Annotated in this window: 20 protein-coding genes, 4 tRNA genes and 3 pseudogenes; 5 read left to right on the top strand and 22 right to left on the bottom strand. The window is 56.4% G+C overall.

All coding sequences use genetic code 11. The features are described from left to right. Nucleotides 1-238: 238 nt before the first annotated feature. The 19 genes and pseudogenes from ABOC21_RS24210 to trxA form a co-directional block, all read right to left on the bottom strand. Nucleotides 239-315 (bottom strand) — tRNA-Pro (locus tag ABOC21_RS24210). Between the two features lie 42 nt (nucleotides 316-357). Beyond that, nucleotides 358-442, bottom strand: a tRNA-Leu gene (locus ABOC21_RS24215). Between the two features lie 22 nt (nucleotides 443-464). Beyond that, nucleotides 465-540 (bottom strand) — tRNA-His (locus ABOC21_RS24220). A gap of 65 nt (nucleotides 541-605) precedes the next feature. Next, nucleotides 606-683 (bottom strand) — tRNA-Arg (locus tag ABOC21_RS24225). A gap of 102 nt (nucleotides 684-785) precedes the next feature. Next, nucleotides 786-2,171, bottom strand: a complete 1,386-nt coding sequence (gene thrP / locus ABOC21_RS24230; protein ID WP_426813553.1) for a bifunctional threonine/serine APC transporter ThrP — start codon at nucleotides 2,169-2,171, stop codon at nucleotides 786-788. Nucleotides 2,172-2,507: 336 nt separating this feature from the next. After that, complete coding sequence (gene wecG, locus ABOC21_RS24235; protein WP_426813554.1) at nucleotides 2,508-3,248, bottom strand: lipopolysaccharide N-acetylmannosaminouronosyltransferase; 741 nt, start codon at nucleotides 3,246-3,248, stop codon at nucleotides 2,508-2,510. An 11-nt stretch (nucleotides 3,249-3,259) separates the two neighbouring features. Further along, entirely contained in the window at nucleotides 3,260-4,606 is a 1,347-nt protein-coding gene (gene wzyE, locus ABOC21_RS24240) for an ECA oligosaccharide polymerase (protein WP_426813555.1), read from the bottom strand. Beyond that, entirely contained in the window at nucleotides 4,603-5,679 is a 1,077-nt protein-coding gene (locus ABOC21_RS24245; protein ID WP_426813556.1) for a TDP-N-acetylfucosamine:lipid II N-acetylfucosaminyltransferase, read from the bottom strand. The genes wzyE and ABOC21_RS24245 overlap by 4 nt, the downstream gene beginning before the upstream one ends. Continuing rightward, nucleotides 5,676-6,926: a lipid III flippase WzxE gene (wzxE, locus tag ABOC21_RS24250; protein WP_426813557.1), complete on the bottom strand. Its 1,251-nt coding sequence runs from the start codon at nucleotides 6,924-6,926 to the stop codon at nucleotides 5,676-5,678. Before wzxE ends, ABOC21_RS24245 begins: the two co-directional genes overlap by 4 nt. Nucleotide 6,927: 1 nt before the next feature. Beyond that, nucleotides 6,928-8,059, bottom strand: a pseudogene (gene rffA / locus ABOC21_RS24255) (dTDP-4-amino-4,6-dideoxygalactose transaminase). A 4-nt stretch (nucleotides 8,060-8,063) separates the two neighbouring features. Continuing rightward, nucleotides 8,064-8,738, bottom strand: a complete 675-nt coding sequence (gene rffC, locus ABOC21_RS24260; RefSeq protein ID WP_426813558.1) for a dTDP-4-amino-4,6-dideoxy-D-galactose acyltransferase — start codon at nucleotides 8,736-8,738, stop codon at nucleotides 8,064-8,066. Next, on the bottom strand, nucleotides 8,716-9,597 hold the full coding sequence (rfbA, locus tag ABOC21_RS24265) for a glucose-1-phosphate thymidylyltransferase RfbA (RefSeq protein WP_426813559.1): 882 nt from the start codon (nucleotides 9,595-9,597) through the stop codon (nucleotides 8,716-8,718). Before rfbA ends, rffC begins: the two co-directional genes overlap by 23 nt. A gap of 18 nt (nucleotides 9,598-9,615) precedes the next feature. Next, a complete protein-coding gene (rffG, locus tag ABOC21_RS24270; protein WP_426813560.1) occupies nucleotides 9,616-10,683 on the bottom strand; it encodes a dTDP-glucose 4,6-dehydratase in 1,068 nt (355 codons plus the stop codon). Then, on the bottom strand, nucleotides 10,680-11,942 hold the full coding sequence (gene wecC / locus ABOC21_RS24275) for a UDP-N-acetyl-D-mannosamine dehydrogenase (protein ID WP_426813561.1): 1,263 nt from the start codon (nucleotides 11,940-11,942) through the stop codon (nucleotides 10,680-10,682). The genes rffG and wecC overlap by 4 nt, the downstream gene beginning before the upstream one ends. A gap of 4 nt (nucleotides 11,943-11,946) precedes the next feature. Next, complete coding sequence (gene wecB, locus ABOC21_RS24280; protein ID WP_426813562.1) at nucleotides 11,947-13,068, bottom strand: non-hydrolyzing UDP-N-acetylglucosamine 2-epimerase; 1,122 nt, start codon at nucleotides 13,066-13,068, stop codon at nucleotides 11,947-11,949. A gap of 56 nt (nucleotides 13,069-13,124) precedes the next feature. Continuing rightward, a complete protein-coding gene (gene wzzE / locus ABOC21_RS24285; protein WP_426813563.1) occupies nucleotides 13,125-14,171 on the bottom strand; it encodes an ECA polysaccharide chain length modulation protein in 1,047 nt (348 codons plus the stop codon). A gap of 13 nt (nucleotides 14,172-14,184) precedes the next feature. Next, nucleotides 14,185-15,288 (bottom strand): UDP-N-acetylglucosamine--undecaprenyl-phosphate N-acetylglucosaminephosphotransferase, encoded by a 1,104-nt coding sequence (gene wecA / locus ABOC21_RS24290; RefSeq protein ID WP_426813564.1) that lies wholly within the window; start codon nucleotides 15,286-15,288, stop codon nucleotides 14,185-14,187. A 240-nt stretch (nucleotides 15,289-15,528) separates the two neighbouring features. After that, nucleotides 15,529-16,789: pseudogene (rho, locus tag ABOC21_RS24295) on the bottom strand (transcription termination factor Rho). 334 nt (nucleotides 16,790-17,123) lie between these two features. Next, nucleotides 17,124-17,453, bottom strand: a complete 330-nt coding sequence (gene trxA, locus ABOC21_RS24300) for a thioredoxin TrxA (RefSeq protein ID WP_041143475.1) — start codon at nucleotides 17,451-17,453, stop codon at nucleotides 17,124-17,126. 343 nt (nucleotides 17,454-17,796) lie between these two features. Here trxA and rhlB point away from each other — a divergent pair, with 343 nt between their 5' ends. After that, nucleotides 17,797-19,062, top strand: a complete 1,266-nt coding sequence (gene rhlB / locus ABOC21_RS24305; protein WP_426813565.1) for an ATP-dependent RNA helicase RhlB — start codon at nucleotides 17,797-17,799, stop codon at nucleotides 19,060-19,062. A gap of 199 nt (nucleotides 19,063-19,261) precedes the next feature. Continuing rightward, nucleotides 19,262-20,752: a guanosine-5'-triphosphate,3'-diphosphate diphosphatase gene (gppA, locus tag ABOC21_RS24310; RefSeq protein WP_426813566.1), complete on the top strand. Its 1,491-nt coding sequence runs from the start codon at nucleotides 19,262-19,264 to the stop codon at nucleotides 20,750-20,752. Nucleotides 20,753-20,766: 14 nt separating this feature from the next. Here the strand turns inward: gppA and rep are convergent. Then, nucleotides 20,767-22,795, bottom strand: a pseudogene (gene rep / locus ABOC21_RS24315) (DNA helicase Rep). Nucleotides 22,796-22,907: 112 nt separating this feature from the next. Here rep and ppiC (ABOC21_RS24320) point away from each other — a divergent pair. Together ppiC (ABOC21_RS24320) and ppiC (ABOC21_RS24325) are read left to right on the top strand one after the other, a co-directional pair. Next, on the top strand, nucleotides 22,908-23,189 hold the full coding sequence (gene ppiC / locus ABOC21_RS24320; protein ID WP_426813567.1) for a peptidylprolyl isomerase PpiC: 282 nt from the start codon (nucleotides 22,908-22,910) through the stop codon (nucleotides 23,187-23,189). A 50-nt stretch (nucleotides 23,190-23,239) separates the two neighbouring features. Next, nucleotides 23,240-23,521: a peptidylprolyl isomerase PpiC gene (gene ppiC, locus ABOC21_RS24325; protein WP_132731849.1), complete on the top strand. Its 282-nt coding sequence runs from the start codon at nucleotides 23,240-23,242 to the stop codon at nucleotides 23,519-23,521. A gap of 39 nt (nucleotides 23,522-23,560) precedes the next feature. On the opposite strand, the gene ABOC21_RS24330 is transcribed toward ppiC (ABOC21_RS24325), so the two are convergent. Next, complete coding sequence (locus ABOC21_RS24330; RefSeq protein WP_426813568.1) at nucleotides 23,561-23,923, bottom strand: DUF1360 domain-containing protein; 363 nt, start codon at nucleotides 23,921-23,923, stop codon at nucleotides 23,561-23,563. Beyond that, complete coding sequence (locus ABOC21_RS24335; RefSeq protein ID WP_426813569.1) at nucleotides 23,920-24,360, bottom strand: Rrf2 family transcriptional regulator; 441 nt, start codon at nucleotides 24,358-24,360, stop codon at nucleotides 23,920-23,922. Before ABOC21_RS24335 ends, ABOC21_RS24330 begins: the two co-directional genes overlap by 4 nt. 186 nt (nucleotides 24,361-24,546) lie before the next feature. Between ABOC21_RS24335 and ABOC21_RS24340 the strand changes: the two genes are divergently transcribed. Then, nucleotides 24,547-25,170: a class I SAM-dependent methyltransferase gene (locus ABOC21_RS24340; protein WP_426813570.1), complete on the top strand. Its 624-nt coding sequence runs from the start codon at nucleotides 24,547-24,549 to the stop codon at nucleotides 25,168-25,170. Nucleotides 25,171-25,178: the final 8 nt, after the last annotated feature.

Genomic DNA, 25,178 nt, shown 5'->3' on the forward strand with positions numbered 1-25,178 from the left:
TGCATCATTCCTGAGTTTATGAGGCGCTAAGGCGAACATAAGAGATGGAATGAGCATCTACCCGCTTATTATCGCACAGGTTCGGTGGAGATGACATCACCCCCGGCGGCGAATTGGGAGTTTTCTGGACGAAAATTTCGCCAGAGAGAGGGATGTTTTATTTTTTATAATCAGGGAGATACAAGAGTTTTTCGCGATAGCAGAAAACAAAAAACCCCGCCGAAGCGGGGTTCAAAATTGGTCGGCGAGAGAGGATTCGAACCTCCGACCCACTGGTCCCAAACCAGTTGCGCTACCAAGCTGCGCTACTCGCCGATATACTGCTTTTTGAATTTTTAGTTCAATTCTTTAAAGTCGTGGTGCGAGGGGGGGACTCGAACCCCCACATCCTAAGGACACTAACACCTGAAGCTAGCGCGTCTACCAATTCCGCCACCTTCGCAATTCACAACTCTATCAAATAATGGGGTGGCTAATGGGATTCGAACCCACGACAACTGGAATCACAATCCAGGGCTCTACCAACTGAGCTATAGCCACCACTACAAACCTTTTCACGCGGCACTGTCTAAAACAGTCCACCGCAGCTCAAGCACCGGGTTAAATGGTGCGCCCGACAGGATTCGAACCTGAGACCTCTGCCTCCGGAGGGCAGCGCTCTATCCAGGCTGAGCTACGGGCGCTTAGCGCCGTTGCGGGGTCGGATATTACGGACTTCCCCCCCCGCTGTCTAGTGCCTTTTTAAATAAAATTTCCGTTTGCTCACACTTTATGCGCTTTGCTGCTTATTCAGCCGCTTTATCGACATTTCCATGCCGCCCAAGGCCAAAAGCCTTATAAATAAAGGTCACCAGGGCCAGAAAAACAATGCCGACAAACAGCGACATCCGGGTATCGTCGTTAAAACCCATGCCGATCAGCACGCAAACCAGAAATGCCATCGTAAAATAGTTCGCCCACGGGAAGAACAGCGAGCGGAACGGGTGGCTGGCCAGGGCCTGCCGATGGGTGCGACGAAAACGCAGCTGGCTAATGAGGATCACAAACCACGGCACCATCCCCGGCAGCACGCTGGCGCTGTAGACGTAGACGAATACCCGCTGCGGGTTCGGAATAATATAGTTCAGGCAGGAGCCGACCAGCAGGATCAGGATCGACAGCGCGACGCCAGCCGCCGGTACGCCGTTGCGGGAGACCTTGCCGACTGCCGCCGGCAGCTGACGGTTTTTGGCCAGCGCGTAGAGCATGCGGCCGCAGCTGTACATTCCGCTATTGCAGCCGGAAAGCGCCGCCGTCAGCACCACAAAGTTGATAATACCCGCCGCCGCCGTGATGCCGATCTTAGCAAAGGTCAGCACGAACGGGCTGCCGCCGGAGCCAATCTGATTCCACGGGAAAATAGTCACAATCACGAAAATGGCGCCCACGTAGAAAATCAGGATGCGCCACAGAACTTTGCCGACCGCGCTGCGCAGGGTGACCTGCGGGTTCTTCGCCTCTCCGGCGGTAATACCGATAAGCTCAACGCCCTGGTAGGAGGCAACGACAATACAGAGCGCGGTCAGGAAGCCCTTCCAGCCGCCGGCAAAGAAGCCGCCGTGTTCGGTCAGGTTGCCAAAGCCGATGGAGTGGCCGTCGTTACCAAAGCCAAAGAAAATAACCCCCAGTCCGACCACGATCATCACGATGATGGTCGTAACCTTAATCATCGCAAACCAGAACTCGATCTCACCGTACAGGCGCACCGCCGCCAGGTTCGCCAGCGCCACCAGCCCAACGGCAATCAGAGCCGGTATCCACTGCGCCATATCGGGGAACCAGAACTGAACGTAAACCCCGATGGCCGTAATCTCCGATATCCCGACCGCCATCCACATAAACCAGTAGGACCAGGCGGTCAGATAGCCGAAGAACGGGCTCATATAGCGGTGGGCGTAAACGGCGAACGAGCCGGTTACCGGTTCGAGGAACAGCATCTCCCCCATCGAACGCATGATGAAGAAGACAAATAAGCCCGCAATAATATATGCCAGCAGAACGGACGGGCCGGCCCACTTCAGCGTACTCGCCGATCCCATAAATAAACCGACGCCAATCGTACCGCCAAGAGCGATTAGCTCGATGTGCCTGGCCTCCAGCCCGCGCTGAAGTTCCGTTTTTTTCTCAGTCATATAGCCTCTTGTGTTTGCCCTGCTCCGGATTTTACTGGTTCCCGTCGAACGGCCTCGCTATTGACGGCACGCACCCGTCCCTCCGTCATGATTATCGATGTCGGAAAGTTAGCTGATGAGCCGTCCTGATACCCTTCTGAAGGTCCCGCGCATATACCGGTTATTTTTATAAATATGTGAAAGGAAATAGCCCTGCCTGCGCGCCGGCAAAGCGTGCCGGCGCGCATTAAGCATGCGAATGGTTAATGAATTTTGCCGAAATGGCAAATAAAGTATCAGCCAAGTGAATGTATTACACAGAATATGGGTGAAAACTCGCCAGTTTGCAGTGGAATATTAGAGCTGGCCGGTATAATACCAACGTAAATATCGTAGCAGTCTGATCTGTCTTTTAATTCGGCTGGGCTGTGATATCAAACGATAGAACCACTCCAGCCCCATGTCCTGCCAGAATCTGGGCGCCCGATGAACGTGGCCGGTAAATACGTCGTAGGTGCCGCCCACGCCCATGTAGAGCGTCTGGGGATAGACCTGCCGGCAGTCGCGCATCAGGATCTCCTGGCGCGGTGAGCCCATCGCCACGGTGACAATCCTGGCCCCGCTGTCGCGAACGCGCGCAAACAGCGCCTGACGCTGGTCGGCGGAGAAATAGCCGTCCTGGCTACCGACAATGTTAACGTTCCAGCGCTGGCGCAGCTGCGCGCAGGTCTGGGTCAGCACCTCCGGCTTGCCGCCGATCAGAAAGACCGGCGTGCCCTCGGCTCCGGCGCGCTCCATCAGGGCTTCCCATAGATCGGCCCCCGCCACGCGCGATACCTGCGCCTGAGGATATTTTTTACGTAATGAACGCACCACGCTAATGCCGTCGGCATATTTAAATTCAGCCGCTTCAATCAGCGCCCGAACCTCGGGATCGTCCTCGACTGCCAACATCTTTTCGGCGTTGATTGCCACCAGCGTACCCTGACGAATTGCGCCGTCAGCGTAGAGAAAATCCAGCGCATGCTGCATATCGCGCCACCCGATGAGCTGTAAACCTCTCAGCGGATACAACGGCGCGGAAGTACTCTCAGACATGTTAATCCTTATCAGACCTGAGGTTGCGAAAGCGGTTTGGTCCGCTTATGAATCAGTCCTACGCTATCCAGGAACCAGTACAGCAGCTTCGCCGCCAGCAGGCAGAGACCAAAGATCGCGAGGAAAAACACCACGCGGGAGCCAAAAGAATCCAGCCCTTCGCGCGCCAGCACGATCATATTGAAGATCGCGCCAAAACAAAAACTATGCAGAATCGCCGCCTTGTAGCGGTTACTCTCCCGGTTGCCCAGCTCATACAGCCAGTCAAACCACTTGATGATCAGCCCAACCGCGACCGCCCCCAGCGGAATAAACCACACCCCGCCCATCACCACCAGCGAACCAATCAGCGTCGGCGAGATGGCCAGCCCGGAGTGGTTATTCAGCACTTCCCAGGTGAAGTAGTTGGCGGTATTCAGGACCATCGAAGGCCGGCCGTGCCACATCCAGCTGGGGATAAAGACGTAGAAATCCCTGATCATCGGCGCCAGGCCCTGGAACGCTATCTTATCGTAGTTCTGCAGCAGCAGCGCCAGGTTCTCCCACGGCGAGAAGGTATCGCGGGTCAGGTACAAGAAAGTATAAAACGCCTCATCGCCGCTGACGTTCATCCCGTAGCGTTTCAGCGCCAGCCAGAACATCCCGACAATACCCAGCACGCCGGCCGCGGCCAGCATCCACAGGCTTATCCAGCCGCGAATAATGCCGATAAACAGGAAGATGGCGAAGGCAATAATGATATTCGCCCGCGTGCCGCCGACGATGGCGTAGGTCAGCAGACCGAAGGCGGTGGTGCTGATAAGGAAGAAAATCCATGCCTTATAGTCCTGGCGCAGGAAGTAGACCACCAGCATCGCCGGGATAAAGAAATAGAAAAAGCGCTTCAGCGCCACGCCGGAGACTTCGCTGGAGAAAATCTGGCTATAGGAGTTGAGCCTGAACAGCAGGAAACCGTTGTGGGCAAAGAAAATGCCGACGCACAGCAGCGCAACGCCCAGCAGAATAATCCATGCCAGATGGGTCTCGACGCGGTTCATGGTGAACAGCGGGCGGCGCTGGCGATCGTGCGCGGACGAACGCAGCCGCGTTTTGTAGGTGACGTAATACACCGCGTAAAAGCACACCGAAACCAGCAGGGTTTCCAGCAGCACTTCCGGCGGCGCCACGCTGACATCAAAGCGGAAGACCAGAATGCTGGTCAGCGGGAAGCCGAAGAAGAAGGTCAGCAGAAACAGCAGCGAAAAGAAAACGTTGAAGTTAAAACGCACCCGGCGAAACTCGAAATACGTGGCGGTGGCAATAAACAGCGACGACAGCAGCCAGACCACCAGCAGCCCGCAAAATTGCATTAATGTCATACGCTCTCCCCCGCAGCAACCCGCAATGCCCGCCGCCAGCCCGTCAGGTAATTAGGCCGGAAGAAGGCGATCTGGTTTTTATCCACACTGGCCAGCTGACGCTGGGCTTCACGCACGATGGCAACATCCAGCGTATCGCCGGTAAAGAGTACCGGAATATTCTGCTCCGACATATCCTGCCAGAACGGATTATCCCGATTCAGGACGCAGGGAATACCCGCCTGAATCAGCAGGCACAGCGTGCCGATCCCCTGCTGGCGGGCAAAAAGGAAATAGCCCAGATCGCAGCGGCGCAGCAGCGCCAGATAATCGTTAAATTCCAGCCTGTCGCTGAGCACCTGTAAACGCCCGGGGCTAAACAGCGCCGCGCCCGCCGCGCGCACCTCGTTAATATATTCGGCATTGTTGGCCGGATAGCCCATCGGGACAATCACATTTACCGTATCGCCAAACGTCTGATGAATAGCGCGCAGCGCCGCAATATGCTCATTGCTGCGATCGCCTGAGTTGCCCACCAGAATAGTCAGCGTTTCGGCACGCGGAGCGCTATCCGCCAGCGCGTTCAGCGCCGGATCCATCCGGGTCGGGAAGTAGAGCAGTTCGCCCGCCACCTTAGGGTGACGACGGGCAAACCAGCTCAGATCGCCGCGGGTGGCAAAAACGCGCCCCACGCGCCCCTGCGCCAGCCGGCGCAGCGGATAGAAAAGCCGGAACTTCAGGCTGGACGAATTCTCATACAGATCGGCGCCCCAGATATGCCAGTTGAACTGGGAAGGGCGAATTCCTCCGCCGAGCAGCGCCAGCCACAGGCCGGTATTGAACTGCCCGTGGAAGAAAAAGCGCTGGCGCCGATCCGCTTTCGCCGCGGAAATAACCGCCTGCGCCAGCGGTTTCTTCCCGGGATAACAGGTGATGGATAGCGCCGGATACGCCTCGCGGACGCCCGCTGCATCGCCGACGACCATAAACGTGCGCGCCCGCTCGTCGTCGGCCAGCTGGTCATTAAAGAACCGCAGAACGGTCTGGTTATGGTGCGGAATATCCGATCCCAGTACGTGTATCAGTGCTGTCATGCCCGTTTACGCCAAAGTAAAAACACGCCGCTACAAAGGGCGAAATAAACAATATACGTAGCCATATACGCCTGCGCCGCGCCAACTGCGCCGTGCGCCGGAATAAGCCAGTGTGAAAAGGCGGTCAACAGCGTGAACTGGCTGATTTCCGTCAGAATATAAAAACGCAGTGACGCTTTGGCGATCACCAGGTAGCCGTAAACATAGGCTCCGACCTTCAGGACATCGCCCACCAGCTGCCAGGCAAACAGATCGCGCATCGCCGTAAAGCGTTCGGAAAACAGCAGCCAGATGGCAAAGTCGCGCAGCAGCCAGACGGTCAGGCTTGCCGCCGCCACCGCCGGCAGGACAAATTTTAACGATTTGCCGATCTCGCGGGTAATATCCGCTTTGGCGGTTAGCCGGGAGAGCGTAGGCAGCAAATAGACGCTGAACGACGCGGTGATGAACTGCAGATAGGCGTCGGAAATACTGCTCACCCCCTGCCAGATCCCGACCGCCTCCCAGCCGTAATGCTCCGCCAGCAGGTTACGCATCATCACGTAGGCGACCGGCAGCGTTACCGAGGTAATCAGCGCCATCAGGGTAAATTTTGACAGCTGCCCCGCCAGGCCGTTATCCCAGCGCGGACGCAGCGCGCTAAGCGGGATGGTCCCCCGCCGCCACAAAACGATAGCCGCCGGAACCACCATCAGCGCCGGCACCAGCGCCAGCCCAAGCAGCGCGCCCTGATAGCCGCCGAAATAGTAACAGGCATAGTACGCCGCCACGCCGATCAGGCTACCGGCAATTAGCGATACCGCGTTCCCCGCCGCATCGCGGAAGCCTTTTATCAGCGCCAGCAGGAAGTTAGCCCAGGCAATGCCCATCTGCACCAGCGCAACCAGCCGCACCAGCCCCTGGTACTGCGGATGACCAAACAGCCCCTGGCTGACGGGCGCCGCGGCGAGTAAAAATATCAGCGCCAGCAGCGTCGAAAAGCCCAGCACCAGCGAAGAGGAGGTGCCGACCACCCGGGTAAGCTGCCGGCGATCGTCATGATGCTGCGCCACCAGCTTGGTTACGCCATTGAAAATACCGGCGCCGGCGAGGACGCCAAGCACGGTCACCAGCTGGCGAAAGTTACCGGCCTGGCCTACGCCCGCCGGCCCGAAGGAGACGGCAAGCAGCTTAACTACCAGCAGCCCGGCGCCGATTTTGACCAGAGTGGACGCCGCGGTCCACAGCGAAGCTTTTGCCAACGACATATCAGGAGAAGTAGCTCAGCAGCGAGTTAATCACCGTCCGCTGGTTAACCGACGACAAATTGTAGAACAGCGGCAGGCGCAGCAGGCGCTCGCTCTCCTGCGTGGTAAAACGGTCTTCGCCGCGGAACTCGCCGAAGTTCTCCCCTGCCGGACAGGCTGTGCAGCGGGATATAGTGGAAGACGGCGAGAATCTCGGCCTCTTTCAGCCACGCGATCAGCCTGCTGCGATCGTCGATATCCCGCAGCTTGATATAGAACATATGCGCGTTATGCCCGCAGTCGGCAGGAACAATCGGCAGCTCGATGCGCCCGGCGCGCGCCAGCGGCAGCAGCGCGTCGTAATAGCTCTGCCACAGCGTCAGGCGTTGCTGATTAATTTTCTCCGCCGCTTCCAGCTGCGCCCACAGATAGGCGGCCTGCAGGTCGGACATCAGATAGCTGGAGCCGATATCGCGCCAGGTGTACTTATCCACCAGTCCGCGGAAGAACTGGCTGCGGTTGGTGCCTTTTTCGCGAATGATCTCCGCGCGCTCGACCAGTTGGCGATCGTTGATCAGCGTCGCCCCGCCTTCGCCGCCGGCGGTATAGTTTTTGGTTTCATGGAAGCTAAAACAGCCGATGTGCCCGATGGTGCCCAGCGCGCGCCCTTTGTAGGTCGACATGACGCCCTGGGCGGCATCCTCCACCACGAACAGGTTATGCCTGCCGGCAATGGCCATAATGGCGTCCATCTCGCAGGCAACGCCGGCATAGTGAACCGGCACAATCGCCCGGGTCTTCTCAGTAATGGCGGCTTCGATCAGCGTTTCATCGATATTCATGGTATCGCGACGAATATCGACAAAGACAATTTTGGCTCCCCGCAGCACAAAGGCGTTGGCGGTAGAGACGAAGGTATAGCTCGGCATAATGACTTCGTCGCCCGGCTGGATATCCAGCAGCAGCGCCGCCATCTCCAGCGAAGCGGTACAGGACGGGGTCAGCAGCGCTTTCGCCGTGCCGAAGCGCTGCTCCATCCACTGCTGGCAGCGGCGGGTAAACCCGCCATCGCCGCACAGCTTGCCGCTGCTCATCGCAGACTGCATATAATCAAGCTCGGTTCCCACCACCGGCGGCGCGTTAAATGGAATCATCATGTCACCTGTATAACCAGTACGCGGTGTTTTCCACATTCGCACCGCTGAGAATATAACGTTTAAGCGCGGCGGTATTCCCCATCTGGGTCGCCACCCGCAATGTAGAGAGCCCGCGCGATCCGGCCCAGCTTCGCGCCGCCTGCATCAGCTCAGCGCCGGCGCCGCGGCCAGCCAGCAGGCCGATCCGCGCGTCCGTGGCGTTGAGCTGGCGCAGGGAGACAAAAGCGCGGATATCGCCGTCGGAGGTGCGAAAAATCAGGCACTGGTTATCAAAGGTCCCCAGTACCGCATTTTCAATCCACTGGGCGTAGAAACGGCCGCTGGCATCAGCGGCATACCACGGCGCGCGAAAGCGGCTGAGGGCAAACGCCTGCGCCGCCAGCTCCCGCAGGCGCGGAATGTCCGAGGCGGTGGCGACTTCGCCCCCGAGATCGTCGACCGTCCCGACCGACAGCGCCAGATCGACTTCCCCTTCCACCAGCTGGAAACCCAGCTGCTGTAAGGCATCCAGCCGTTCGGTATCATCCGCCGCAATCTTCGCCTGCAGACGCGACCAGCCGGCCAGCGCCTGGCTCGTCAGCGGCGGGGCGTCGGCGCGAAAGCGTACGATCGCGCTGTTCACGCCAAAGAAGCGATTTTCCCACTCCAGGGGTTCAATACTGGCGCGGACGGACACGTACGAGATCCAGTAAATATTGGCCATAGCCGGTTTTTTCTAAGCGCTTCGCCGCGCGTTTTACGCCTTCGTCATCCAGCCACCCGTTGCGCCAGGCGATCTCTTCCAGACAGGCAATCTTGAAACCCTGCCGCTTTTCCACCGTCTGCACAAACATACTGGCTTCGATCAGGCTATCATGCGTACCGGTGTCCAGCCAGGCAAAGCCGCGGCCAAGCAGCTCAACCGTTAATGCGCCATCTTCAAGGTACATCTGGTTGATAGAGGTGATCTCAAGCTCTCCGCGCTCAGAAGGTTTAACGCGCCTGGCATACTCCGCCACTTTGCCGTCATAGAAATAAAGCCCGGTCACCGCCCAATTTGATTTGGGCCGTTGCGGCTTCTCTTCGAGCGAGATGGCACCGAAATCGTCATCAAATTCCACAACCCCGAAACGTTCAGGATCCATTACCTGATAGCCGAATACTGTCGCCCCGTTGGTTCGAGCCGCCACGCTGCGTAGCTTTGGGCTAAAGCCCTGGCCAAAGAAGATATTATCTCCCAGTACCAGACAGGAAGGTTCGCCATTGAGAAAGGCTTCTCCGAGAATAAAGGCCTGCGCCAGCCCATCCGGACTAGGCTGTACGGCGTAGCTCAGCTGTATGCCAAATTCAGAGCCATCGCCAAGCAAGCGCTTGAAATCACTCTGGTCTTCAGGTGTCGTAATGATCAATACCTCACGAATCCCAGCCAGCATCAGGACTGAAAGTGGGTAGTAGATCATCGGTTTGTCGTAAATGGGTAACAGTTGCTTGGATACACCGCGCGTGATCGGGTGCAGACGAGTACCCGATCCGCCAGCCAGAATAATACCTTTCATCGTTTCCCCCTCAAGCGCTCAGGCTTGCAGCCCCAGGCGTTCACCTTGATAACTGCCGTCCAGCACCTGCTGCCACCAGGATTCATTGGCCAGGTACCACTGAACGGTTTTGCGCATTCCGCTGGTAAACGTTTCTTGCGGTATCCAGCCCAGCACGCTCTCAATCTTCGTGGCATCAATAGCGTAACGGAGATCGTGTCCCGGGCGGTCGGCAACGTAGGTGATGAGATCGCGATAGCACGCTACGCCGTCAGGTTTGTGCGGCACCAGCTCTTCCAGCAGTTCGCAAATCGTTTCCACCACCTCAATATTCTTACGTTCGTTATGCCCGCCGATGTTGTAGGTTTCACCCGCTTTACTTTGCGTTGCCACCTGGTACAGCGCTCTGGCGTGATCGTCGACATATAACCAGTCACGGATCTGCTGGCCGCTGCCATACACCGGCAGCGGTTTACCCGCCAGCGCGTTCAGGATAGTCAGCGGAATCAGCTTCTCCGGAAAATGATACGGGCCATAGTTATTGGAACAATTGGTTATCAGCGTCGGCAGGCCGTAGGTTCGCTGCCAGGCTCGGACCAAATGATCGCTGCTCGCTTTTGACGCGGAATAGGGGCTGCTGGGCGCATAAGGCGTGGTTTCGGTAAAAAACTCACCGCTATCGTGCAGATCGCCGTATACCTCATCCGTCGAGATATGGTGAAAGCGAAATGCTGCCTGCTTCTCCGCAGATAGCGCGCTCCACCAGCTACGTGCGGCCTCCAGCAACGTATAGGTGCCAACAATATTGGTTTCGATAAACTCGGCAGGACCATCAATAGAACGGTCAACGTGGCTTTCAGCGGCCAGGTGCATCACGATATCAGGGCGGTGATAGTCAAATACGCGATCCAGCTCCGCACGATTACAAATATCTACCTGCTCAAAGACAAAGCGAGGGTCATGGGCAACTGGCGCTAAGGACATCAAATTTCCGGCGTAGGTGAGCTTATCAACTACCACTACCTTGTCAGCGGTGGCAGTAATAATCTCCCGTACTAGCGCAGAGCCAATAAACCCGGCGCCGCCGGTGACCAGAATCGTTCTCACCGCCATACCCCTTTGGTATCGACGATAAATGCCTGGGTCACGCTGTCGCCGCCGATCGCTTTGAACTCATGATGATCGACCAGCATCACCAGCACATCGGCGTTCGCCAGGGCATCATTCAGCGATGTCAGGGCGCACAGACCGTCGAGCTTCTTCGGCAGCTGGTGGATATTGGGCTCGACAACCAGCGTTTCGCCGCTATGCCAGGCCGCAATTTGCATGGCGATAGCCATCGCCGGGCTTTCGCGCAGATCGTCGATATTCGGCTTAAAGGCCAGGCCAAAACAGGCGATTTTCAGCTCGCTGGCGCGTCGGTCGCTGGCGGCAAGGCACTCCGCCACCCGCGCCTTCACCTGCTCGATAACCCATTCGGGCTTATGGTCGTTAACCTCACGCGCGGTGCGGATCAGCCGCGCCTGCTGCGGATTTTGCGCCACGATAAACCACGGGTCGACCGCGATACAGTGGCCACCAACGCCCGGCCCGGGCTGCAGGATATTGACGCGCGGATGGCGATTCGCCAGGCGAATCAGCTCCCAGACGTTAATCTCCTGCTCGGCGCAGATCAGCGACAGTTCGTTAGCAAAGGCGATATTGACGTCGCGGAAGCTGTTTTCGGTCAGCTTGCACATCTCTGCGGTGCGGGAGTTGGTCACCACGCACTCGCCTTCGAGGAAAATTTTATACAACTCGCTGGCGCGGGCGGAACAGACCGGCGACATCCCGCCAATCACCCGGTCGTTTTTAATCAGCTCGACCATCACCTGGCCCGGCAGCACGCGCTCCGGGCAGTAGGCGATATTGACGTCCGCCGCTTCGCCTGCCTGCTGCGGGAAGCTCAGATCGGGACGCAGCTCGGCCAGCCAGCCCGCCATCAGCTCCGTCGCACCGACGGGGGAGGTGGACTCAAGGATAACCAAAGCCCCTTTCTTCAGCACCGGCGCTATCGATTTTGCCGCCGACTCGACGAAGACCATATCCGGCTCGTGCAGATCCTTAAAGGGCGTCGGCACGGCAATCAGATAGGCGTCCGCTTCAACCGGGACGCTCGTGGCGCTTAAATAGCCCTGCTCGACCGCCGTCTTAACGACGCTGGCCAAATCCGGCTCCACGATATGAATCTCGCCGCGGTTAATAGTCTCCACGGCGTGCTGGTTAACATCAACGCCGACCACGCGCTTTTGCCGAGAGGCGAACGCGGCAGCGGTTGGCAAACCGATATACCCGAGGCCAATCACTGAAATGGTAGAAAAACTCATAGCGTTACCCATTATTTTTAAGTGCGGTCAAAATGCGGCTACATGCCTGTCCATCGCCGTAAGGGTTATGCGCCCGGCTCATCGCCTGGTATGCGGCATCATTGTGCAGCAGGTGCGTGACTTCCGCGACGATGCGCTGGCTATCGGTACCAACCAGCGTGACGGTACCTGCGGCCACCGCCTCCGGCCGCTCCGTCATCTCACGCATCACCAGAACCGGTTTGCCCAGAGAAGGGGCTTCTTCCTGAATACCGCCGGAGTCGGTGAGGATCAGCCATGCGCGATCCATCAGCCAGACAAACGGCAGGTAATCCTGCGGTTCAATCAAAATCACGTTATCAACATGACCAAGAATGCGGTTGACCGGCTCGCTGACGTTTGGGTTCAGGTGCACCGGGTAGACAATTTGTACATCGGGATGGCTGGCCGCAATTTCCGCCAGCGCCTGGCAGATTTGCTCAAACCCGCGGCCGAAGCTTTCGCGACGATGGCCGGTGACCAGGATCATCTTCTTTCCGTTAGCAAGGAACGGGTAGCGCTGAGCCAGCTCGATGCGCAGCGCCTCATCGCCCAGCACGCGATCGCGAACCCAGAACAGCGCATCGATAACCGTATTACCGGTGACCGTGATGCGGCTATCGGCAATATTCTCCCGCAGCAGGTTCTGCCGCGAGGTCTCCGTCGGCGCAAAGTGCCAGGTTGCCAGCCGCCCGGTTAACGTCCGGTTACCCTCTTCCGGCCACGGCGAGCTGAGATCGCCGGTCCGCAGCCCCGCCTCAACGTGCCCCACCGGGATACGCTGATAGAAAGCGGCCAGGCTCGCCGCCATCGTCGTGGTGGTATCGCCATGCACCAGCACAACGTCAGGCTTAAACGACTCCAGAACCGGCTTCAGCCCTTCGAGGATGCGGCAGGTAATCTCCGTCAGGCCCTGACCCGGCTGCATGATATTCAGGTCGTAATCCGGAACAATAGCAAACAGCTTCAGCACCTGATCGAGCATCTCCCGATGCTGCGCGGTTACGCACACTTTCGCCTCAAAATGAGGGTCTCTGGCCAGCGCGTGAACCAGCGGTGCCATTTTGATGGCTTCGGGTCTTGTGCCAAATACAGTTAGTACTTTCACATCGATTCTCTTCGATTAGGTGATGAAGTCCGCATGACCTTCATCACAGGCCGCATTCACTGGATACGACGTCGCGATAGCGCCACGCCTGCGCCGATGAGCGCGCCCACAATCCCCCACATCACCATCAGAAATACGCGCCGCGGGCTATCGCGTTTTACAGGTTCTTCCGGCGTACGCAAATACCGGTAAGTCTGAAAACGCGGATCTAAAGTCGGCCCGACGTTCAGGGTATTCAGCATCGCGCGGCTCTGGTCATAGTCAAGGTCGTATTCCGGACCTACCGCCTGCAAATTCTCTAACCGCGCCTGCAGCATCGGCCTGCCGAGTAAAAACAGCTCGGAATCCGGCAGCTGATCGGCAGGAACATCGGTCTCACTGCGGGAAATATTATGCTGCTGAGCGATTTTCAGCGCCTCTTCCACGCTGTGCGTACGGCGGTTGAAGATCTCCCGGGCAACCTCTTCCTGACGTTTAACCTGCGCTTTCATCTGCACGGTACGCGCCGCCCAGGCGCCCTTGAGCTCGTCATTCAGGTGACCCGCCGCGCGCTGGCTGGCAAACGCTACGTACTGGCGCAGCAGATTATTGGCATCCGGCGCGGTCTCGGCCGTCAGCTTCACGCTATCGTTGAGATTCTTGACCGCATCGCCCGGCATAAACTGAATATTGTTAATCAGGTCGTCCAGCAGCGCGGCATCGGCGCGAGAATTACCCGACTGGCGCTGTTTGTAATAGTCGGTTTGCAGCCAGAAATCACGGCGGGTATCCCAGGACCCCTGCTGCATGATGAACTCTTTATAAGCGTCGTCCATTGCCGAAGGCTGATCGACCGGCGCAAGATTGGCTTTGATATCCAGATTGCGTAAAAACTGCTGCTGCGAGTAGTAGCTGCCCAACATATTGACGGTTGGCCGGTCGGTAATTGCCGTCGCGCTCCACTCCTGGCGAGCAAAAAAGGCATACACCAGTACGATCAGCGCAAACAGCACGGCCATCCCTGCTATCCAAATTTTCCCTGCCCATAAGGCGCGAAACAGCCCGCGAATATCCAGCTCATTCTCAACGTTCACTGCTTGTGCTCCCGGTAATGGTTGAGTCATCACGTCCCCAGTTCTACTTGGTTAATTTTGGATTATTGCTGCTGTGTCGTCGTATTCTGCGTCTGATGCGCTTAACCAGGCGCGCCACTTTCCAGGCGCGTTTAATGCAGTAGCCGTAAAGGAAGAAGGCTAACAAAAAGAGTATTAACATCACCCATTCAGGAACGATACGGGTATATTCCGCCACCACCCCGACCAGCGCCAATAGGGCGGCGGCCAGCGTGATCAGGACGAATGCCTGCCGGGAAGTAAACCCAGCGCGCATGATCAAATGATGAATGTGCTGGCGGTCCGGAGAGAACGGACTCATGCCTTTGCGCAGGCGACGATACATAATCGCCACCATATCCATCAACGGAATTGCAATAAGCCACAGCGCGGTCACCGGGCTAATGGGATGCGTTTTACCCTGCGTGGTTTCCAGCAGGATCCAGATAATGGTGAAGCCAATCATGGTGCTGCCGGCATCGCCCATAAAAACCTTATAGCGACGGCCAAGCGTACCGAGGTTAAGTAAAATATAGGGCAAAATGGCGGCGATCATCGCGAAACACCACATCGCCAGGCTGTACTGACCGTCAAACCACAGGATAATGCCCGTCGCCGCGAAAGAAACCGAGGAGAGACCGCCAAGCAGGCCATCAATACCATCAACCATATTAAAAGCGTTAATTGCCGCCCAAACGGCAAAAAGAGTGAGGAAAAAGCCGAAGGGGCCGAGCACCAGCTCCCATGAGCCAAAAATAAAACCCAGGCTGCTAAGATGCAGGTTTCCTGCCATCATCATGACGACGGCAATGGCGGCCTGCATAACCGCGCGAATTTTTACGCTGATATCAAATCGGTCATCCAGCGCGCCGACCAGTACCAGAATACCGGCGCACGCCAGGTACAGCGAGGAATGGGGGATGTAATAATCTGCGATCGCAAATGTAAAACAAATACCTGCGTAAACTGAGATGCCACCCACTAACGGAACCAAACCCTGATGCCGCTTTCGATAGTTAGGCTTATCGACTAACCCAACCTTTTTTGCCGCCTTGCGAGCCACAAATATAAAAAGGGTAGTGAATAAGAAAATACTGATTAATTCAGTAATAGCAGTGAGTAAATTCACAACGCATGTGCTCTCAGCATGGTTAATCCGGGAAGTATAACGACGATGTCTCAACTCCTGAAGGGGTAATGCAGATCATTACAAATTTATTGTATAGATTTTAGTCTGTTAAAGTTATCTCCGCCAGGAGAGGTGCGCCCATCATACGATAATACCCGCTCCGATTTCCCTTTCTGGATCATACAAATCCCAAAAACAAAACGCCACGCGGTTGCGTGGCGTTTTTTAGCTTTTTTAAACTTACGAACGCTTCATCATGTCGAAGAAATCATCGTTAGTTTTGGTCATCGCCAGCTTGTTGATGAGGAACTCCATCGCGTCGATTTCACCCATCGGATGGATGATTTTGCGCAGGATCCACATTTTCTGCAGCTCTTCCTGAGTGGTGAGCAGCTCTTCTTTACGCGTACCGGAACGGTTGTAATCGATAGCCGGGAAGACGCGTTTTTCTGCGATCTTACGGGAGAGGTGCAGTCTCCATGTTGCCGGTGCCTTTAAACTCTTCGTAGATAACTTCGTCCATCTTGGAGCCGGTATCAATCAGCGCCGTAGCGATGATAGTCAGGCTGCCGCCCTCTTCGACGTTACGCGCGGCACCGAAGAAACGCTTCGGACGGTGCAGGGCGTTGGCGTCCACACCACCGGTCAGAACTTTACCGGAAGCCGGTACGACGGTGTTGTAGGCGCGAGCCAGACGGGTGATGGAGTCGAGCAGAATGATAACGTCTTTCTTGTGCTCAACCAGGCGTTTGGCCTTCTCGATAACCATCTCGGCAACCTGAACGTGGCGGGATGCCGGTTCGTCAAAGGTCGAAGCAACAACTTCACCTTTAACCAGACGCTGCATCTCGGTCACTTCTTCCGGACGTTCGTCGATCAGCAGGACCATCAGCACGCAGTCAGGATGGTTGTAAGCGATGCTCTGCGCAATATTCTGCAGCAGCATCGTTTTACCGGCTTTCGGCGGAGCAACAATCAGACCACGCTGGCCGCGACCGATCGGCGAAGCCAGATCCAGCACGCGAGCGGTTAAGTCTTCAGTCGAGCCGTTACCACGCTCCATACGCAGACGTGAATTTGCGTGCAGCGGCGTTAAGTTCTCGAACAGGATCTTATTGCGCGCGTTTTCCGGCTTGTCGTAGTTAACTTCGTTGACTTTCAACAGCGCAAAGTAACGCTCACCCTCTTTAGGAGGACGAATCTTACCGGAAATGGTGTCGCCAGTGCGAAGGTTGAAACGGCGGATTTGGCTAGGGGATACGTAGATGTCGTCGGGGCCTGCGAGGTAGGAGCTGTCTGCGGAGCGGAGGAAACCAAATCCATCCTGCAGTATCTCCAGTACGCCATCGCCAAAGATATCTTCGCCACTCTTCGAATGCTGCTTGAGGATGGCAAAAATAATATCCTGCTTACGCATACGGGCCAGGTTTTCCAGCCCCATATTTTCGCCGAGAGTAATCAGCTCAGAAACCGGCGTATTCTTTAATTCGGTAAGATTCATAATGGTGTGGGTTCTTAAACTCGGGGTAGAACTCGAACTTCATGTTGTGAATGGTATGGCAGGAACATCCATGCCTGTTAGCGGCCTACATCTCGTGTCTGTACGTTGCCTGGTCACAGGAAAGAACGCAGAGTCTGAAACGACAAAACGGAATGAGTGATAAGCCCGGAATTTTTAGCTTCACGCGCATTTCTGCGGGATGCTTCGGGTAAAGCAAGATTCAAACAATAAAGGTATGTTTAAAACGAAGTCTGGAGTTAACTTAGCACGACTCAAGCCGGGCGTCCAGAGTTCCGCAAAAAATAGGAATCCGGACGCCGGAATGGCAAACTGCTTACGCCAGATTGGCGTCGAGGAAGTCTTTCAGCTGGCCTTTAGACAGTGCGCCAACTTTGGTCGCCGCCACTTCGCCGTTCTTAAACAGCAGCAGAGTCGGGATGCCACGGATGCCGTATTTCGGCGCGGTTCCCGGGTTCTGATCGATGTTCAGTTTCGCTACGGTCAGCTTGCCCTGATACTCGCCGGCGATCTCATCCAAAATCGGGGCGATCATTTTGCACGGACCGCACCACTCTGCCCAGAAATCGACGAGGATTAGCCCGTCAGCCTTGAGTACGTCCGTGTCAAAACTGTCGTCAGTCAGGTGAATAATTTTATCGCTCATATTTAACTCCACAGGAATAAGCCTGGTGTGCTGGTGTCGCAGACATCAACGACGCGCTGATGCTACGTTATACACGTCATTCTTCAGGATGCCCCTTTAACTGACAGCCTGTGCGACCCGGTCCATCATGGACCTCGCCGCGCAGGAGTCAAAGCAAACCGTGTTCAAATCCGTTACCGCCAGATTATTCACCTTCGGTCCGCTTAGTAGTCTAAGCTTTCGAAGATTCATTCGGTTGCCGCAGAGCACCTTCAGTCATTTCGCGTATAGCCAACGAAAGGTTGACGTTATTTCAACGGATACGCTTTCTTAATGCAATAGTTAGCTGATATTCTACCACACTATGAGCAAAACACATTTAACAGAACAGAAGTTTTCCGACTTCGCCCTGCACCCGGCAGTTATCGAAGCCCTTGAAAAGAAAGGGTTTCATAATTGTACGCCCATTCAGGCACTCGCTCTTCCGCTAACGCTGGAAGGTCGTGACGTCGCCGGGCAGGCGCAAACCGGTACCGGTAAAACGATGGCGTTTCTGACGTCAACGTTTCATTATCTTCTCTCTCACCCGGCTATCGCTGACCGCCAGGTCAACCAACCGCGCGCGCTGATCATGGCGCCAACGCGTGAGCTGGCGGTACAGATCCATGCCGACGCGGAACCGCTGGCGCAGGCCGCCGGCCTGAAGCTCGGTCTGGCGTACGGCGGCGACGGCTACGACAAACAGCTGAAAGTGCTGGAGAGCGGCGTCGACATTCTGATCGGCACCACCGGTCGCCTTATCGACTACGCCAAACAAAATCATATCAACCTTGGCGCTATTCAGGTTGTCGTCCTCGACGAAGCCGATCGCATGTACGATCTCGGCTTTATTAAAGATATCCGCTGGCTGTTCCGCCGCATGCCGCCGGCTAACCAGCGTCTGAACATGCTGTTCTCCGCCACCCTCTCCTATCGGGTCCGCGAGCTGGCGTTTGAGCAGATGAACAACGCCGAGTACGTTGAAGTAGAACCAGAGCAGAAAACGGGTCACCGTATTAAAGAAGAGCTGTTCTACCCTTCCAACGAAGAGAAAATGCGCCTGCTGCAGACGCTAATCGAGGAAGAGTGGCCGGATCGCGCCATTATCTTCGCCAACACCAAGCATCGCTGTGAAGATATCTGGGGCCACCTCGCCGCGGACGGTCATCGCGTAGGCCTGTTGACCGGCGACGTGGCGCAGAAAAAACGCCTGCGTATTCTCGAAGAATTTACCCGCGGCGATATCGATATTCTGGTGGCAACGGACGTGGCGGCGCGCGGTCTGCATATCCCGGCCGTCACCCACGTATTTAACTTCGACCTGCCGGATGACTGCGAAGACTACGTGCACCGCATTGGCCGTACCGGTCGTGCCGGCGCCAGCGGTCACTCCATCAGCCTGGCCTGTGAAGAGTACGCGCTGAACCTGCCGGCGATTGAAACCTATATCGGGCACTCAATTCCGGTAAGCAAGTACAACCCTGATGTGCTGATGACCGATCTGCCTCGGCCGCTGCGCCTGGCGCGTCCACGCACGGGCAACGGCCCGCGCCGCAACGGACCGCCTCGCAACCGCCGTCGTTCAGGTTAATAATGTATGTCATACACCAAATCATTCGGGATGCATCAAGGCGCCAGGTTAGCAAATCCCGAATGACTTACTTGAGTAAGTGGTTCGGGTGATAAATCTGCGTCTGACGGATTTGAACGCTGCCTGCAGCGGCCCCATCGGGGTGAGCTCCTGGGATGGGCCGAATAAGCACGCTACTTTCGCAGAGGCAATTTGAAGGATGAAGTGTATGAGTTCCACCTCGCTTTATGCAGCTATAGATCTTGGCTCTAATAGCTTTCATATGTTGGTTGTTCGCGAGGTGGCCGGGAGCATACAGACTCTCAGCCGTATCAAGCGCAAAGTGCGGCTTGCCGCGGGCCTGAATAGCGACAACGCGCTCTCCGCGGAAGCGATGGAGCGCGGCTGGCAGTGCTTACGGCTGTTTGCCGAGCGCCTGCAGGATATCCCCCCGGCACAAATCCGCGTGGTCGCGACCGCGACTCTGCGTCTGGCGGTCAATGCCGATGAGTTTCTGGCCAGGGCCAGAGATATTCTCGGCTGCCCGGTGCAGGTCATTAGCGGCGAGGAAGAAGCGCGTCTGATTTACCAGGGCGTTGCGCATACCACCGGCGGTGAAGACCAGCGACTGGTGGTCGATATCGGCGGAGCCAGTACCGAACTGGTCACCGGAACCGGCGCGCAAACCACCTCTCTTTTCAGCCTGGCGATGGGCTGCGTTACCTGGCTGGAACGCTACTTCGCCGATCGTAACCTCACGAAAGACAACTTCGATCTTGCCGAAAGTGCGGCGCGCGAAGTCCTGCGCCCTATCACCGATACGCTGAACTATCATGGCTGGAAAGTGTGCGTCGGCGCCTCGGGCACCGTTCAGGCCCTGCAGGAAATAATGATGGCGCAGGGGATGGATGAGCGCATTACGCTGGCCAAACTCCAGCAGCTCAAACAGCGGGCGATTCAGTGCGGGCGTCTGGAAGAGCTTGAAATAGAAGGCCTGACCCTTGAGCGGGCGTTAGTTTTCCCTAGCGGTTTAGCCATTCTCATCGCCATATTTAGCGAGCTGAATATCCGCTGCATGACCCTGGCCGGCGGCGCGCTGCGCGAAGGTCTGGTTTACGGCATGCTGCACCTGGCGGTCGATCAGGATATCCGTAGCCGGACGCTGCGTAACATTCAGCGCCGCTTTATGATCGATACCGAGCAGGCCCAGCGCGTCGCCCGTCTGGCGGCAGATCTGGTGAACCAGCTGGATAGCTGCTGGGAGCTGGAGCCGCTTAGCCGCGACCTGTTGCTCAGCGCCTGCGCCCTGCATGAAATTGGCCTGAGCGTTGATTTTAAGTGCGCCCCGCAGCACGCGGCCTACCTGGTGCGTAATCTCGATCTTCCCGGCTTCACGCCGGCGCAGAAAAAGCTGCTCGCCACGCTGTTGCTCAACCAAACTAACGCTATCGATCTCTCTTCACTCCACCAGCAGAACGCGGTCAAACCGCGGGTTGCGGAGCATTTATGCCGCCTGCTGCGCCTGGCTATTCTGTTTGCCAGCCGCCGTCGGGACGATCTGCTGCCGTCCGTCGCCCTGGCCGCCGAGGATGAAAAGCTGATGCTGAGGCTGCCGGAAGGCTGGCTGGAAAACCATCCGCTGGGCAGCGAGATGGTTGAGCAGGAGTGCCAGTGGCAAAGCTATGTCCACTGGGCCTTAGAAGTCGTCTGATACCGGAGCGAGCGCTACTTCTCCTTCGCCTTTGCCTTTGCCAGCATCGCCCGGATGTTGGCGACGTTAGCCTGCCCTTTGTGCATACGTTCTTCCGCCGAGATAACCTTGCGCGCCTGCTCCCAGATAAGATCGTCCTGCGGTAGCTCCAGCAGAAAACGGCTTGGCTCCGGACGCACCAGTTCGCCGTACTGGCGGCGCTCTTTACATAGCGTAAACGTCAGCTCTTTTTGCGCCCGGGTGATGCCCACGTACGCCAGCCGGCGCTCCTCATCGACGTTATCTTCCTCAATACTGCTCTGATGCGGCAGCAGCCCCTCTTCCATGCCAACCAGATAGACGTACGGAAACTCCAGCCCTTTAGAAGCGTGCAGGGTCATCAGCTGAACCTGGTCCAGCTCCTCATCTGATTCGCCGCGCTCCATCATATCGCGCAGGGTAAAACGGGTGACCACCTGGGTGAGCGTCATGGGTTCATCGATATCGCTGCCTTCCAGCATCTCGGTCATCCAGCTGAACAGACTGGTTGACGTTTTTCATCCGCATTTCCGCGGCCTTCGGGCCGGGCGAGGTTTCATACAGCCAGGATTCATAGTCAATGCCGCGGATCAAATCGCGCACCGCCACAACCGGCTCACTTTCCGCCAGCCGCTGAATTTCAGCCAGCCACTGCGTGAAGCCGGTCAGCGAATCATAGCCACGCCCGGTCAGCGTCTGGGTGAGACCCATATCAAAGCTGGCGGTAAACAGGCTTTTATTGCGGGTCATCGCCCACTCGCCGAGCTTTTGCAGCGTTGCCGGGCCAATCTCGCGCCTCGGCGTATTGACGATACGCAGAAACGCGCTGTCATCGTCCGGGTTGGTCAGCACCCGCAGATAGGCCAGCAGGTCTTTGATCTCCGGACGAGAGAAGAAAGAGGTGCCGCCTGAAATTTTGTACGGGATGCGGTTTTGCATCAGCATTTTTTCAAAAACCCGCGACTGATGGTTGCCGCGGTAGAGGATCGCATAATCCTTATACTGGGTTTTATTGATAAAGTGGTGGGCAATCAGCTCCCCGGTCACCCGCTCCGCTTCATGCTCTTCACTATTGGCGAAGAGAACTTTCAGCTCGGCGCCGTAGCCCAGCTCGGAAAAGAGGCGCTTCTCAAATACGTGCGGGTTATTGGCGATCAGAATATTTGCCGCTTTCAGTATCCGTCCGGAAGAGCGGTAGTTCTGTTCCAGTTTGATAACCTGCAGCGCCGGGAAATCCTGGCTCAGCAGAACCAGGTTCTGCGGCCGCGCCCCGCGCCATGAATAGATCGACTGATCGTCATCGCCCACCACCGTAAAGCGCGCCCGCTGCCCTACCAGCAGTTTCACCAGCTCATACTGGCTGGTGTTGGTATCCTGATACTCATCCACCAGCAGGTAGCGGATCTTGTTCTGCCAGCGTTCGCGGACCTCTTCATTACGCTGCAGCAGCAGCGTCGGTAGCAGGATCAGATCGTCGAAGTCCAGCACGTTGCAGGCTTTCATATGCGCGTCATACAGCCCGTAGCAGTGGGCGAAGATCCGATCCCGCTCGCCCTGCGCGCTTGCCGCCGCCTGCGCCGGCGTGCGCAGATCGTTTTTCCAGTTGGAGATCGTCGAGATCAGCTGCTGGAGCACCACCTTGTCGTCTTCGATCAGCCCTTCGGTCAGATCCTTGAGCAAACCGACCTGGTCGGTATCGTCGAACAGGGAAAAGTTGGATTTCATCCCCAGCGCGGCGTATTCGCGCTTAATAATGTCCAGTCCCAGCGTGTGAAAGGTAGAGATCATCAGGCCACGCGCCTCTTTACGTCCCAGCGTTTGCCCGACGCGCTCTTTCATTTCGCGCGCCGCTTTGTTGGTAAAGGTCACCGCCGCGATATGACGCGCCTGATAGCCGCAGACGCGTATCAGATGCGCGATTTTATTGGTGATCACGCGGGTCTTACCGGAACCGGCGCCCGCCAGCACCAGGCACGGTCCGGTAACGAATTCGACGGCTTGTTGTTGGCCAGGGTTTAAACGCATGGGAGTCTTGCTCAATCTTCGAACGGGGTGAGGATTGTAGCAGAAAGCCGGGAGGAGATTTACCGGCTAATGGTAAAGTGTTGGCTACCCCCGTCATCCTGAGAGCGAAAAAATGGCAAAGTCCGCAGCGGCCCTGCATATCCTGGTCAAAGAAGAGAAGCTGGCGCAGGAGATCCTCGCCAAACTGGAACGCGGCGTCAGCTTCGATCACCTGGCGAAGCGCTATTCCCGCTGCCCCTCCGGGCGCAACGGCGGCGATCTAGGCGAGTTCCAGCAAGGCGCAATGGTTGGGCCGTTTGATAGCGCGGTTTTCACCTGCCCGCTGCTGAAACCCTACGGCCCGGTCAAAACCCGCTTTGGCTACCACATCATTAAGGTGCTGTATCGCCGCTAACGCATGCTAAGATTGCGCCCTGATTCATCGCAACCTATCAAGGCACAATCATGGCTAAAACAGCGGCAGCAATGCACATCCTGGTGAAAGAAGAGAAGCTGGCACTCGACCTGCTGGAACAAATTAAAAACGGCGCCGATTTCGAAAAGCTGGCGAAAAAACACTCTACCTGTCCGTCAGGCAAGAAAGGCGGTCATCTGGGCGAATTCCGCCAGGGTCAGATGGTTCCGGCGTTTGATAAAGTGGTCTTCTCCTGCCCGGTGCTGGAGCCGACCGGCCCGCTGCACACCCAGTTCGGTTACCACATCATTAAGGTGCTGTACCGTAACTAATGCATTAAAAAAGCCTCTCTGGCACAGAGAGGCTTTTTCTTATTTCGCCTGCAGCGTTTTTTGCGCTTCATGCTTCATGACATGCATGCTGATAGCTGCCTGGAACACCTTAAACATCAGTCCGTTAATCAGCGTCGCGAAGGTGATGGTGATAAACGCCGTCATCACCCAGTCAATCAGCGCAAAGCCGCTGTGCAACAGCGCCGGGCGATACACCGCCATCCCGCCAAAAACCACCCAGTGGCTTAAGCAGTAGAAACACTGAAACAGATGCCCCATCAGCGCGCTCTTTTTTGCCGTCCACTCGCGGAACGCGGCAAACAGCTCCGTCTGCGTCACCGTTATCGAAATACTGCTGGCCGCCAGGGCAATCATCAGGCAGGTCGTTAAGGTAGCAATCATGGGTTATGGCCTTTGTCGTTGAAGTAATTAATAAATTCGCTGCCAATATCCTGTAGCGTCAGGCTTTTAAAGCGATCGAGGATCAGCGTTTGCGCATCGGCAAGCGTTGCCGACATCACCCGGTTAACGCCCTGTTCCACCAGGCATTGCGGGTTTTCGCTGCGGTTGCCCAACGCAAACAGCGCCGGTTCGCCTAACGCCATGTAGATGTCGTAAAGCGTAATCTCGCTTACCTGCCGACATAGCCGCCAGCCGCCGTGATGCCCCTTGGTGGCGCAGACAATGTTTTTTTCCCTGAGGCCGGCAAGCAGTTTGCGGATAAACGCCGGATTACCATCAATAAAGGCGGCCATCTGCTCCGACGTCAGGGGTTTATCCATCTGCTCCAGGTGCAGCAGGATGTGCAGCGTTGCTGAGAATGAGTTATTTGTTTTCATGTAACTTACGATATTACATAACGACTATGCTGCGCAATTCCCACAAGGTAAATAAAGCCCAAAAACCACTCAATCACATGATATATAAAATAATTTATATTTTTTCCTCACGCTGTTGACCAAAATAAATCTTATGTTACTTTGAATATTACATGATTTTCCCCGTTAACGATGAGGTAGGTATCGGTGCACAATCAGGAACAGACGCCGGAACAGTTTTGGGAATCGCATTATGACGCGATGTCTCCTCTCTCCAACGGCATTCCAGGTAAAATTCTGGTGCGCTTTACCGAAGGATTAGCCCCAGGCAAAGCGCTGGAGCTGGGCTGCGGGCGCGGGGACGATAGCGTGTGGCTGGCGAAAAAAGGCTGGCAGGTCACTGCCGTGGATCTATCCCTGAGGGCGCTGGAATACGCCGCCGGCAACGCCGAAAGAGCCGCGGTCAGCGATCGTATTACCTTCGTCCGATACGATCTGACCGCAGGTTTTCCTGCAGGCGAGTTCGATCTGATTGTGGCCTCTTTTCTGGAATCGCCGCTCACCTTCGATCGGCAGAATATCTTCCGCGCCGCATTTGCCCACGTTGCGCCGGGAGGCACGCTGTTGATTACCTCCCACGCCAGGCCGCCGTCATGGTCAAAGCATGCCGATCGTCCGTTCCAGTCGGCAAAAGAAGCCATCGCATCGCTTGGTCCGCTGCCTGAAGGGTGGGAGATTATTTTCTGCGACGATGTGTCGCGAGTGATGCGCGGGCCGGAGGGCGAGGAGGGAGAGGTATCGGATTCGGTTATTGCATTAAGGCGTAAATAAACAGGCCC

The sequence above is a fragment of the Klebsiella sp. WOUb02 genome (assembly GCF_050058015.1).
In the GTDB taxonomy this organism is placed as follows: Bacteria; Pseudomonadota; Gammaproteobacteria; order Enterobacterales; family Enterobacteriaceae; genus Klebsiella.